The organism is Pseudophaeobacter leonis (assembly GCF_002087335.1).
GTDB lineage: Bacteria > Pseudomonadota > Alphaproteobacteria > Rhodobacterales > Rhodobacteraceae > Pseudophaeobacter > Pseudophaeobacter leonis.
On the sequence record NZ_MWVJ01000070.1, the window covers coordinates 12,019 to 24,959 of the forward strand.

Below are 12,941 nucleotides of genomic sequence, written 5' to 3' on the forward strand. Positions count from 1 at the left end.
ATTCAGGGCCTAACACAGGCCAATAGGGTGATTTGTACGCTTCCCATTGATTCGCCCCGACTCTATAGTCGCGACAACAGAAGGCGCGTGCAGCGCTGCGAACCAAAGGGACCAAAAGATGGCGCATATCATAGTCGTCGGCAACGAAAAGGGCGGTGCCGGCAAATCCACCGTCTCGATGCATGTCGCCACCACGCTGGCCCGCCTTGGCCATAAGGTGGCAGCACTTGACCTGGACCTGCGGCAGCGCTCGCTGGGGCGTTATCTGGAAAACCGCAAGGACTTTATGCAGAAGGCGGCGCTTGATCTGCCCAGCGTCGAGCTGCACGAGCTGCCTGAGATCGATGCCGAAACCCTGCAGCCGGGCGAGAACATCTATGATCATCGTCTCTCTGCTGCGGTTTCCAGCCTTGAGCCTGACAATGACTTTATCCTGATCGACTGCCCCGGATCGCACACCCGGTTGAGCCAGGTGGCGCATTCGCTGGCTGACACGCTCATCACGCCCCTGAATGACAGCTTTGTTGATTTTGACCTTTTGGCCCATACGGACCAGAAGGGCGAAAAGATCACCGGCCCCTCGGTCTATTCCGAGATGGTCTGGAATGCCCGCCAGTTGCGCGCCCAGGCGGGTCTGAAACCCATCGACTGGATCGTGATCCGCAACCGTGTCGGCACCCAGCGCATGGTCAACAAGGAAAAGATGGAACGCGCCATCAATATGCTGTCCAAACGCATTGGCTTTCGCGTCGGGCCCGGCTTTTCCGAGCGGGTGATTTTCCGTGAGCTGTTTCCCCGTGGCCTGACGCTTTTGGATCTGAAGGACATTGGCATCAAACAGCTCAACATCTCGAACATCGCGGCCCGTCAGGAGCTGCGCGATATGATGAAAGCGGTGAACCTGCCCGGCGTCGAGATCGACATCTGAGAAACCACCTGCCTGACCAGACCTCCTGACTGTCAGACTGTCACAGCAAAAACCGCCCAGCCCTGTGTCAGGCGCTGGGCGTTTTTCTGTTTGGCGCTCTATCTTGCGGCGTCGTACGAGTAGGGCTGCAGCTCTGACGACACAACGCCATGGGATCGGTAGATCGTAAACAGCTCCATCGGCGCTGCGACCCCCCGCAGCATGTAGCGCCCGAGGGAGACAATGTCATGATCATCGCCGCCCACAGCGTCCTTCATAACCTGCGAGAAAATCAGGTTTTGCCCGACAGAGCGATGCATATCCGCAATGCGCGCCGTCTGGTTCACAGCCGGGCCAATCACGGTGAAATCGAGCCGGTTTGCCGCGCCAATATTGCCATACAGAATATGCCCCGCATGCAGCGCCAGCGTCCAGTCGGTGACCGGCAGCCCCAGAGCAATACGTTCTTCGTTGCGCAGCCCAATGTTGCGGCACATATCTGCGGCCGCATCCAGCGCTGCAGTGGCGTCCTTTTCGATCGAGCCAAGATTGAACATGATCAACATGCCATCACCAAGGAATTTGAGAATATTGCCGCCGCGCCCCTGGGCGGCCGCCACCGCAATGCCAAAATAGTCGTTGAGCATCTCAATGAGCTCCGGTCCCGGCAGCTCTCCGGCGAGGCTGGTGAATCCTTTGAGATCAAACAGGCCAATCACCGCGTTGATCTCGCTGGAAGAGCCGCGCTGGAACTCTCCCGACAGCACCCGCTGACCGGGATCACGTCCCAGATAGGTCTGCAACAGATCACTGGCCATCTGACGGTTTGACATCGACTTTAGCGCAAGCCCCAGCACCGGGTAGAGCGCCTGAATAAGCTCCTTGTCTTCCTGCGAGAACCCCTCGGGACTATCCGAGGTCCAGGAGGCCAACACCCCCTCTGGCGGCGCATTGGGATCCGTTGGAGTGTCATCCTCGGTGAAGCGCAGCGTGAGGGCAAAATACTGGGACGCACCCTGGTCTTTCAGCTCTTTCAGCAGCGGAAACAGCACGAGGTTTTCCCCCGTTAAATCAGAGTGGAACTCATCCAGATCCTGTTCCAGCATCTGATAAAAGGGGCTTTTGAGCCAGGCATCAAGCGGAGCTTCACGGCGTTCATAGTGCTCATGCGAAATGCCGTCTGAACGGGTCCAGTTGTAGCCAATACCGCCAAATTTGGGGTGAAAGGCCCGCTGCGCCAGATGGAACCGCCACAGCGGCACCCCCATCTCCACCAGTTTTTCGCAAAAGGTGTTGAGCAGGTCCTGACGGCCACTGCTGCGCAGCCCCTGTTTGACCAACCAATGCGTCAGCGAGGCCGCTCTTTTATCCAGGAAATCCATGTCCGCCCATCCCTTCCTCTAACACGCGAGGCCGACCCAGCCCTAGCCCTAACCCTGGCCGCCGTTTGCAGCCTGAGGCTCTTCTATGCCCGCCAGGTGCCGCAGCATACGGCGCAGCAGAGCCACCTCTTCAGCAGTAAAACGCTCTGCAAGTTCCGCATCATAGCTCTGCGCCTGGGCTCTGAGGTCACGATAGGCCGCTTCGCCCGCCGGGGTAAGCCGCAAATGTTCCGCCCGCCGGTCCTTTTCATCACGACTGCGGGAGACGAATCGGCGCTCCGCCAGTTTGGCAACAGCCCGGCTGATCTTGGTCTTGTGGATCTTGGCCCGGTCGCCAATCTCCTTTGCCGTCATCTGGCCAAAAATCCCCAAATGAAACAGCACCCGCCACTCATTGCGCAGCATACCATGCGATTTTTATAGTGGGTTTGAAACGCCAGCGAAGACTCCTCGGCCGCACGGTTAAGTAAAAAAGGCAGAAAATCCTGCAGCGAAAACTCATCTTTTTCAGTCATGGCGTGCTCCTTTTGCTTGTTAGTTACAAAAACAACTATTAATTCCGCAAGCAGAAAAGGAGCGTGCCACATGAACAAAGTTGCAGATCCCCACGAGATGATCCAGGCCCCCTCTCTAGCCGGGCCGCATGAGGGCTATATGCCAGGCTTTGGCAATGACTTTGAATCGGAGGCCCTGCCCGGTGCCATGCCCCAGGGCATGAACAGCCCGCAAAAATGCAACTACGGCCTCTATGGTGAGCAGCTGTCTGGCACCGCCTTTACCGCAGATCCGCCTGAGCGTACCTGGTGCTACCGCATCCGGCCTTCGGTGAAGCATTCGCATCGCTACACCAAGATCGACCTGCCCTATTGGAAATCCGCACCGCATGTTGACCCCGATGTGGCCAGCCTTGGCCAGTATCGCTGGGACCCGGTGGCGCATTCCGGCGAAGCACTCACCTGGCTCACGGGTATGAAGACCATGACCACTGCAGGGGATGTGAACACCCAGGCCGGCATGGCCAGCCATGTCTATCTGGTGACTGAAAGCATGCAGGACGCCTATTTCTTTTCAGCCGACAGCGAGCTGCTGGTGGTGCCGCAGGAGGGTCGCCTGCGCTTTGCAACCGAGCTGGGCATCATTGATCTGGAACCACAGGAGATCGCCATCATCCCGCGGGGTCTGGTTTACCGGGTTGAGGTGCTGGAAGGCCCCTGCCGTGGTTTTGTCTGCGAAAACTACGGTCAAAAGTTTGAGCTGCCGGGCCGTGGCCCGATTGGCGCCAACTGCATGGCCAACCCGCGTGACTTTAAGGCACCAGTGGCCGCCTATGAGGACCGCGAAGTGCCGTCAACTGTCACCGTGAAATGGTGCGGCCAGTTCCATGAGACCCAGATTGATCACTCACCACTGGATGTGGTTGCCTGGCACGGCAACTACGCGCCCTATAAATACGACCTGAAGACCTACTGCCCGGTAGGGGCTATTCTGTTTGACCACCCGGATCCGTCGATCTTTACCGTGCTGACGGCGCCGTCTGGGGTGCCTGGCACCGCCAATATCGACTTTGTGCTGTTCCGCGATCGCTGGATGGTGGCGGAAAACACCTTTCGGCCGCCCTGGTATCACAAGAACATCATGTCTGAGATGATGGGCAATATCTACGGTCAGTACGACGCCAAACCCAAGGGTTTTGTGCCCGGTGGTATGTCTCTGCATAACATGATGATCCCGCATGGCCCGGACAAGAACGCCTTTGAGGGGGCGTCAAATTCCAACCTCGGGCCCGAAAAGCTGGAAAATACCATGTCCTTTATGTTTGAGACACGCTTTCCGCAGCACCTGACCGCCTTTGCCGCCAAGGAAGCGCCTTTGCAGGACGACTACATCGACTGCTGGTCTGACATGGAAAAGAAATTCGACGGCACGCCGGGTATGAAATAGACGTAGGATACAACAGGTCTGGCCCACATGAGCGATCTGGCCTGAATGAGCTAAAGGCCTGAATGAGTTTAGGCAGGGGGCGCTGCCCCCTCTGGGCCCAGATGGGCCCATTCACCCCGGAGGTATTTCCGGCAAGATGAAATGAGGTCTGCGGATCTCGCAACACTCTGGAGGCTCTATGCCGCTTCTGAAATCCTGGGTTGCCTCGGCAAATGACGCCGCGCAGCCTTTTCCGCTGAACAACCTGCCCTATGGGGTGTTCTCCACTGCCGACAGCGATCCGCGCTGTGGGGTGGCGATTGGCGATATGATCCTGGATTGCCAGGCCGCCGAAGAAGCAGGCCTGTTGCAGCTGGTGGACTATCCGCTGTTTGAAATGCCCTTTTGGAACGAGATGATGGAAGAAGGCCCTGCCGTCTGGGCCGCGCTGCGCGCACGTCTTACGGCGTTGCTGAGCGAAGGGGCTGCCGAGCAGGCCAAGGTTGAGGCGCTGCTGACACCGCAGGCGGATGCCGAGCTGCACATGCCGCTGGCGGTTGCGGAATACACCGACTTTTATGCCGGTATGCAGCACGCCAAAAACATGGGCGCAATTCTGCGCGGATCACCCGATCTGCCCGCCAACTGGCTGCATATCCCTATTGGCTATAATGGTCGTGCCTCCTCGGTGGTGGTGTCCGGCACCGAAATCCACCGCCCCAATGGCCAGACCAAGGCGCCCGACGCCAACACCCCCTCGTTTGGCCCCAGCAAGCGGCTGGATATCGAGCTGGAAATGGGCGCCATCGTTGGCACCGGATCCGAGTTTGGTCAGCCCATCACGGTTGATGAAGCCGACGCCATGATCTTTGGCTATGTGCTGCTCAATGACTGGTCCGCCCGCGACATTCAGGGCTGGGAATACCAGCCGTTGGGACCGTTTCAGGGCAAGGCCTTTGGCACCTCGATCTCTCCCTGGATCGTCACCGCCGCCGCACTGGAAGGTTTTCGCGCCCCGACGCCTGCGCGCGAGCGCGCGCTGCTGCCCTATCTCGATGGCACCAAGGACGGGTTGTACAATATCGAGCTGGAAGTGCTGATGCAGCCCGAAGGCGCTGCAACCGCGACCTCGCTGTCAAAGACCAACTACAGCCGGATGTATTACTCGGCTGCTGAACAGCTGTGTCACCATGCGATTGGCGGCTGCGAGATGAACACTGGTGATTTGTTGGGCTCGGGCACCATTTCCGGCGCGGACCGCTCTGAGTTTGGCTCGCTCATGGAGCTGAGCTGGGCGGGGCGTGAGCCCTTTACGCTCGACACGGGTGAGAGCCGTGGCTTTATCGAGGATGGCGACACCCTGACCCTGCGTGGCAATGCCCGTGGCGATGGCTTCACCATCGGCTTTGGCGACTGCTCCGGCAAGATCCTGCCCGCCAAGACCTGGCCCGCAGCGAACTGACGGCGCAGCCTTACAGACAGATTGTCAGCGGCGGAGCTCTTCGCCCCTGACCCCGGACAAAAGGATAGAGACATGGCCAAGGCATTTGCGTCCCAAGGGGACATGAGCGAAAAGAAAATCACTTTCGACGAGATCGGCAAGGACATCTATGCCTTCACCGCCGAGGGCGATCCCAACTCTGGCGTCCTCATCGGCGACGAGAGCGTCATGATCATCGAGGCCCAGGCCACACCGCGTCTTGCCAACAAGGTGATCGAATGCGTGCGTTCCGTCACAGATAAGCCGATCAGCCATGTTGCGCGGCCCCACTATCACGCGGTGCGCGTGCTGGGCGCCTCGGCCTTTGGCGCCGGTCAGGTGATCATGGGCGACACGGCCCGGGCCATGGTTGTGGAGCGCGGCCAGGAAGACTGGGACAGCGAATTCCAGCGCTTTCCCCGCCTGTTTTAAGGCCACGAGAGCATCCCCGGCCTCACCTATCCCACCACCACCTTTAGCGAAGACATGACCGTCTATCTTGGCAACCGCCGCGTTGATCTGATGCATCTGGGCCGCGCCCATACCGCGGGTGACATCGTCATTCATGTGCCGGATGAAAACGTCATGTTCACCGGCGACATTGTCGAGTACCACTCGGCCTGCTATTGCGGCGACGGTCATTTCGCCGATTGGGGCGAGACACTGGTCGCCATCAAATCCTTTGACGTCGACGCCATTGCGCCTGGTCGCGGGGATGCGCTGATTGGCAAGGAAATGGTCAATGACGCCATTGAAAACACCCGCGATTTTGTTGAAAGCACCTATCGCCCCGCCGCGCGGGTTGCCGCCCGTAATGGCACCCTGAAAGAGGCCTGGGACGCGGTGCGCGCCGAGTGCGATCCCAAGTTCAAAGACTATGCCATCTACGAGCACTGCCTGCCCTTTAACGTGGCACGCGCCTTTGATGAGGCCCGCGGCATCGACACGCCCCGCATCTGGACAGCCGAGCGCGATCTGGAAATGTGGGCCGCATTGCAGGGATAAGGCCCGTCTCACCTCCTCTCTGTGAGAGGGGGCAGGCGCGAGCAGCTGGTGCCCGGTTTGAAGGGCAAAGCCTGCTTCTGCCCAACCAGACGGCCAATCGTAGGGCGCCTTGATCCAGATCGTGCCGCCCCGCACCAACATGTGAGACGATCATACCATCCTCCCGGCAGGCCTGACTTGCCGGGAAGCAGAGAAGCTGTGCCGATCAGAAAACCCGATTTGGCACCCCCTTTGGGAGGAGACCAGATGAACAAGATCTTTGAAGTCCCGATGTACCCCTATGCGCATCACGCGGATCAGGACGCCATCAGTCCCGTGCGCCGCAAGCCGGTGGTGATTGGCGCCGGTCCCATTGGTCTGGCCGCCGGGATCGAGCTGGCACAGGACGGCGTCGAGGTGGTGATCCTCGATGAGAACGACAAGGTGAGCTTTGGCTCCCGCGCCATCTGTTTTGCCAAACGCCCGCTGGAAATCCTCGACCGGCTTGGCTGTGGTCAGCCCATGGTCGACAAGGGGGTGCTATGGAACAAGGGCAAGGTGTTCTTTGACGACCGCCAGGTCTATGATTTCAACCTGCAGCCAGAAGAGGGGCATCAGCGCCCGGCCTTTATCAATCTGCAGCAGTACTATTTCGAAGAATATCTGGTGAACCGGGTGCGCGCGTTGCAGGAACAGGGGGCGCCGATCGAGATCCGGGGCCGCAACAAGGTTTCGGCCATTGGCACCCACCCCGATCACGTCACCCTGGAGATCGACACGCCCGAGGGCTCGTATAACCTTGAGGCGGACTGGCTGGTCGCCTGCGACGGGGCAGGCTCTCCCACCCGCCGGATGTTGGGGCTCGATTTTGTTGGCCGCGTGTTTGAAGACAATTTCCTGATTGCCGATGTGGTGATGGAGGCGGATTTCCCGACCGAGCGCTGGTTCTGGTTTGACCCACCCTTCAACAAGGGCCAGTCTGCCCTGCTGCACAAGCAGCCCGATGGGGTCTGGCGCATTGATCTGCAGCTGGGCTGGGATATCGACAAAGAGCGCGAGAAACGTCCTGAAAACGTTATCCCGCGCCTCAAGGCCATGCTGGGCGACGATGTTGAGTTTGAGCTGGAGTGGGTGTCGATCTATACCTTCCAGTGCCGCCGCATGGAGAAATTCCGCCATGGGCGTGTGCTTTTTGCTGGCGACGCCGCGCATCAGGTCTCGCCGTTTGGGGCCCGTGGTGCCAATTCCGGCGTGCAGGACACTGACAATCTGTGCTGGAAGCTGAAACTGGTGATAGAGGGCAGCGCGCCTGAGAGCCTGCTGGACAGCTATGACACAGAGCGGGTGCAGGGCGCTGAGGAAAACATCCTCAACTCCAGCCGCTCTACCGATTTCATCACGCCAAAGTCCGAGATGAGCCGCCTGCTGCGCGACGCCGTTCTGGATCTGAGCGAGCAGCACGAATTTGCCCGCCCGCTGGTCAACTCTGGCCGCCTGTCGGTGCCCTGCACCTATGATGGCTCGCCGCTGAATTCGGCAGATGCGCTGCAGGACGGGCCCGGCCGCACCCGGCCTGGCTCGTCTTGTCCGGATGCGCCATTGGGAGATGACTACCTGCTGCCAAAACTGGGCAGTCGCTTCATCCTGCTGACCATTGATGCCGAGGCTCCGGATGTGATCGAGGAGGCAGGCATCACCGTCGAACGCCTGGCGCTGTCGATCAAGGATGACAGAACCCTGGCCCTGAAGGACCGCTATCTGGGCGACAACGCCAGCGGCGTCTACCTGATCCGCCCGGATCAGCATGTCGCCGCCCGTCGCCCCACATATGACGACAACCAGTTCCGCGCCGCCATTCGCCGCGCTGTTGGCAAGGAGTGAGCCTGATGTCCAAGACCCTGACGCCTGATGCCCTGGTTTTGGCGCCGAATATCAACGGTGCTGATGATTTCTATGCGGATCTTCTGACCGCCCACGAGGGCCGCGACAAAGCCGACAGCGACGCCTTCAATGCGCGGCTGGTGCTGGTGCTGGCCAACCACATTGGCGACCGCGCGGTGCTGAAACAGGCGCTGCCAGCAGCCGCGCTCAACAAAAATGAGACCCCGTGATGTCCGGCACTGTCCTATTTGACTACTGGCGCTCCTCCGCCAGCTACCGTTTGCGCATTGCCCTCAATCTTGCCGGTATTGAGTATCGCATGGTCACGGTCGATCTGGTCAAAGGCGAACACAAAAGCCCCGCCCATCTGGCGCGCAATCCGCAGGGCTTTGTGCCGGTGCTGGAGACCGACGGGCTGCGGCTGACGCAATCGCTGGCCATTCTGGACTACCTTGACCAGACCCGCGACCTTGGGCTGTTGCCAAAGGATCCGGCGGCGCGCGCGCAGGCACAGGCGCTGGCGCAGTCCATTGCGGTAGACCTGCATCCGGTCTGCAATCTGCAGGTGGCAAAACACGCAACCCAGCTTTCCGGAGGTGCTGAGGGCATGCCCGGCGACTGGATGCTGCATTTCATCCGCCCGGGGCTGCAGGCTTTTGACGCCCTGCTGGCGGCCTATGAGCCGACCCCGTTCTGTACTGGCGCCACAGCTGGGCTGGCCGATATTTGCCTGATGCCGCAGCTCTATAATGCCCGGCGCTGGGGGGCTGATTTCTCGGATATGCCGCGTCTTGTGGCCATCGAGGAAACCTGCGCCGCCCATCCCGCCTTTGCCAGGGCGCACCCGGATGCGGTCAACGCGACCGGCTAGAGCACGCAGATCTTGTGCTGCGCCTAAGCCAGGGGGCCCTCAGTCAGGGGGGGGTGGCAACGACCGAAAACGGTCAAGCATCCCCCCTAAACACCCGGCCATCGGTGACCAAAAGGCCAAAGCCGATCACCAGAAAGCCAAACAAGGCCTCCCGGCCCAGTTGCTCACCAAGAAACCCGGCACCAAGGCTGACCGCCACCGGCGGGATCAGCAGGGTGACCAGAATCAGGTTGGCAGAGCCGGCGCGGCGCAGGATCTCGAAATACATAAGATAAGCCAGCGCCGTGGACAGCACCGCCAGCGCCAGCAGCGCGCTCAAGGTTGCGAGCGGCAAATCAAAGCGCGGCATGCCGTCGCTATAGAGCGCCACTGGCAGCATCAAAACCGTACTGCCCACCAGCATCCCCAGCGCGTTCATAATGGGCGGCTGCGATGCCAGAAAGGTTTTGCCCCAGACGCTAGCCAGCGCATAGGAAAAGGCCGCCGCCAGAGCCGCCAGCTGTGCCAGATTGCGCGGATCAAGGCTGCTCAGCGCGGCCGGTCCCATAATGATGGCGACGCCCAAAAACCCCAGCAGCGCGCCCACCAGTTTTTGCCGCGTCAGCGGCTCATCCTTCAGCAACACACCTGCCACCACCGCGCCAAACATCGCCGTGGTGCCATTGAGGATCGAGGCAAGTCCGCTTTCGATCTGGGTCTGGCCCCAAAAGATCAATGAGAAAGGAATGGCGTTGTTCAGCGCCCCCATGCCAAAATACGCCGCCCAGATCCTGAGGCCCCTGGGCAGCGCAATCCCTTTGGCGCGCACCACCAGATAGAGCACCGGCAGCGCCAGTGCGACGCGAAACAGGGTCACGCTCAGCGGTGGCAGGGCGCGCAAGGCCAGCTCGGCAAAGAAAAACGACCCACCCCAGACCAGGGCCGGTGCCGCCAGTAACAGGGCAGCCGTGAGATCAATGGAGGTCGAAGGGGAGGGTGCCGCAGCCATCACAGGGTCCTTGCAAGAATACACCGCACCCTAGACAAAAACGCGGCTGCAATGCGACCCGTTTCCTGCGCATAGCCTGCTCATCTCCTGATCATCTTCTGCTCAGATCCTGCCAACAGGGCGTTACATCAGGCCAGAAAGATCCGCAAAATCCCGCAGGATTTCAGCCTCAAACGATTTCAGCGAGGGCCGTGCTGCGGCAAAACTCTCGCCCAGCAGCTCAGCTTCGGGGAACAGGGCCAGCAGCTCGGCACGCGGCGCCTCACCCATGCCCGCAAGGGTGAGGTCGCCGGGTTGGAAGCTTTCGGTCCAGGCGCCATTGGCACAGATGATCTCGTGGCGGTCAAACATCAGATGAATATAGGTGATGCCTGTCATGCCTGTGGGCTGGACCCGCTGCACAGTCCGGTCGTTCACCAGATAGATCGCAGCCACCAGCACCTCTGACGCGCCAAACAGCATTTCCGCATAGCCGCCGCTCACCAGCATCCGGTGCTGCGGAGAGACCAGCAGATCACAGCGCGGCAAATCCGGCCCCAGAGCGCCCGCCAGAATTCGAACCGGATAAAAAGCCGGGCGCGCCTGCAGGTCGATAACATCAAGATGGCGGGTGCCAATCCAGCGCACCACCTGAGTGCCATGATCCAAGGTCTGAATACGGTCGCCAACCTTGATCTCTTCCACCGCCACTTCGCCCGCGTTTGTCAGGATCATCGTGCCGGGGGTGAAACAGGGCACCACATCCTCCTCGATGACCTTCTCAATATTGGTGAAGGTGAGCGTGCCTGTGACCTTGCCGTCCGTGCCAATAAAATCGACCGTCCCGGCCTCGGCGTTGTCGGCGTCATAGGTAACATTGGTCTGACCCTGGCCGCGCAGATCAAGCACATCACAATCGTCGCCGCCCTCGCCGCCGTCGACAACATCCCCCGCGCCGCCGTGGATCACGTCGCGGTCGTCTTCGCCCGAGAGCGTATCCGCCCCCTCGCCGCCGATCAGCGTATCGTCGCCCTCTTCGCCCCGGATGCTGTCGTCACCAGCCTCTCCGACAAGGGAATTGTTGCCTTCGCCGCCATGCATGCGATCATTGCCGGTGCCGCCAAACATCGTGTCGTCACCAAGGCCTGCGTACATGCGGTCATTGCCGCCGCCGCCCTCGCCGTAAAACGAGGAGTCGGCCGAGCCGCCATCCAGGGTATCTTTGCCCTCATCCAGGAAGATCCGGTCCGAGTCTTCGTTCCCCCCGATAAAGACCAGATCATTGCCGTCGCCGCCGTGCATCTCGTCATTGCCCTGACTGCCCGCCAGGGTGTCATTGCCATCGCCGCCCCAGACAGTGTCGGTGCCCTGGCTGCCGATCAGCGTGTCATTGCCCTCTTCGCCATAGATCAGATCATCCTGATCGCGGCCAAAGACATGGTCATCTCCAGCGCCGGCATAGATCAGGTCGTTGCCATAGAGCCCTTCGAGCCGGTCGTCGCCATCGCCGCCCATCAGCGTGTCATCGCCCCAGCCACCCCGCAGGGTGTCGTCGCCCGTGCCGCCCTCGACATAGTCATTGCCGTAGCCCGCATCGATGGAGTCGTGGCCTTCACCCGCCAGAACGGTGTCGTCCCCATCCCCGGCGTCGATAAAGTCATCTTGCGAACCATCCGCCGCGTCTGCGTTGTCCACCCGGTCGCCTTCGGGATCACCAATGTAATCTGCGTCGATCAGATCATCGCCATCGGTGCCTTCAACGATGTAGTCGGGCGCCACAGGAATGCTAAAGCTAAGGTCAGAGATGCCGCCGCCGCCAGACAGGGCTGCGTCCTCGCCATTGTCATATGTGACCTGCAGCGACGAGATCGGCCCATCCAGAGCAACGCGAATATCATTGGCGGCGCTGCCGTCGCCCTCAATAGAGACGGTGCCGTCTGCATTGGTGGTCACACTTTGATGCGTCACGCCTGTCAGTGCCGCAATCACCTCATCCGCCGGGATCAGCGCCCCTGAGGCATCCAGAATGCGCAGGGTGAATTTGTCATCATGGGTGGTGCCGGAGGAGTTGACGTGCTGCAGATCAAAACTGAGATCCCGCACGGGGTTGGAAAATTCATAGAGGGCCGTGATGGGCTCGCTCACCTCAAAGGCCCCAAACTCTGAGACATTCTGGCCTGATTGCGTGGCATCCCAGGACGCCGCCGTAAAGGTTCCGGTGACGGTGGTGCTATTGCCCCCTTCCGAAACAGTCGTGGTGCCGCTTTCGGCACTGCTATTGACCCCGGTCAACCAAATTGCATTGTCCAAAACAGCCATTCAGACCCAGTCCTTCATATGAAGGCTTTCAGCCGGAAAACCTCCTGATGAGTCATCCGGAAAATTCAATTTCAATCCCTTAACTGTTGCACGCAATAACGTTAACGATTCGACTCAACCGCGGCAAAAGCTGGGCGAAAGAGCGCCGGGGGGCCGGCAGCGCAGGATCTCAAGTGCAGGATCGTAGCAAGTCGAGGCCGATCCGTCTTGCCGCTTGCGGAGAGGGGCTG

9 protein-coding genes and 2 pseudogenes are annotated in these 12,941 nt (G+C 60.1%); 7 read left to right on the forward strand and 4 right to left on the reverse strand.

Annotation, left to right across the window (positions count from 1 at the left end; all coding sequences use genetic code 11):
• Positions 1-118 precede the first annotated feature (118 nt).
• Complete coding sequence (locus tag B4968_RS15400; protein ID WP_083100365.1) at positions 119-928, forward strand: division plane positioning ATPase MipZ; 810 nt, start codon at positions 119-121, stop codon at positions 926-928.
• Between the two features lie 98 nt (positions 929-1,026).
• On the opposite strand, the gene B4968_RS15405 is transcribed toward B4968_RS15400, so the two are convergent.
• Together B4968_RS15405 and B4968_RS15410 are read right to left on the reverse strand one after the other, a co-directional pair.
• Complete coding sequence (locus B4968_RS15405; RefSeq protein WP_083100366.1) at positions 1,027-2,289, reverse strand: adenylate/guanylate cyclase domain-containing protein; 1,263 nt, start codon at positions 2,287-2,289, stop codon at positions 1,027-1,029.
• Between the two features lie 48 nt (positions 2,290-2,337).
• A pseudogene (locus tag B4968_RS15410) lies at positions 2,338-2,804 on the reverse strand (MarR family winged helix-turn-helix transcriptional regulator).
• A 70-nt stretch (positions 2,805-2,874) separates the two neighbouring features.
• Between B4968_RS15410 and hmgA the strand changes: the two are divergent.
• From hmgA to maiA, 6 genes and pseudogenes are all read left to right on the forward strand, one after another.
• Positions 2,875-4,230: a homogentisate 1,2-dioxygenase gene (gene hmgA, locus B4968_RS15415; protein ID WP_083100367.1), complete on the forward strand. Its 1,356-nt coding sequence runs from the start codon at positions 2,875-2,877 to the stop codon at positions 4,228-4,230.
• Between the two features lie 178 nt (positions 4,231-4,408).
• Entirely contained in the window at positions 4,409-5,671 is a 1,263-nt protein-coding gene (gene fahA, locus B4968_RS15420; protein WP_083100368.1) for a fumarylacetoacetase, read from the forward strand.
• Positions 5,672-5,743: 72 nt separating this feature from the next.
• Positions 5,744-6,694: pseudogene (locus B4968_RS15425) on the forward strand (MBL fold metallo-hydrolase).
• A gap of 246 nt (positions 6,695-6,940) precedes the next feature.
• Positions 6,941-8,554 (forward strand): FAD-dependent oxidoreductase, encoded by a 1,614-nt coding sequence (locus B4968_RS15430; protein WP_083100369.1) that lies wholly within the window; start codon positions 6,941-6,943, stop codon positions 8,552-8,554.
• A 5-nt stretch (positions 8,555-8,559) separates the two neighbouring features.
• On the forward strand, positions 8,560-8,784 hold the full coding sequence (locus tag B4968_RS15435) for a DUF2783 domain-containing protein (RefSeq protein WP_139792863.1): 225 nt from the start codon (positions 8,560-8,562) through the stop codon (positions 8,782-8,784).
• Positions 8,784-9,425: a maleylacetoacetate isomerase gene (gene maiA, locus B4968_RS15440; protein WP_083100370.1), complete on the forward strand. Its 642-nt coding sequence runs from the start codon at positions 8,784-8,786 to the stop codon at positions 9,423-9,425. The genes B4968_RS15435 and maiA overlap by 1 nt, the downstream gene beginning before the upstream one ends.
• A 73-nt stretch (positions 9,426-9,498) precedes the next feature.
• Here the strand turns inward: maiA and B4968_RS15445 are convergent, their stop codons facing one another.
• Both B4968_RS15445 and B4968_RS15450 read right to left on the reverse strand, forming a co-directional pair.
• On the reverse strand, positions 9,499-10,413 hold the full coding sequence (locus B4968_RS15445; protein ID WP_083100371.1) for a DMT family transporter: 915 nt from the start codon (positions 10,411-10,413) through the stop codon (positions 9,499-9,501).
• 123 nt (positions 10,414-10,536) lie between these two features.
• A complete protein-coding gene (locus B4968_RS15450) occupies positions 10,537-12,711 on the reverse strand; it encodes a Hint domain-containing protein (RefSeq protein ID WP_083100372.1) in 2,175 nt (724 codons plus the stop codon).
• Positions 12,712-12,941 lie beyond the last annotated feature (230 nt).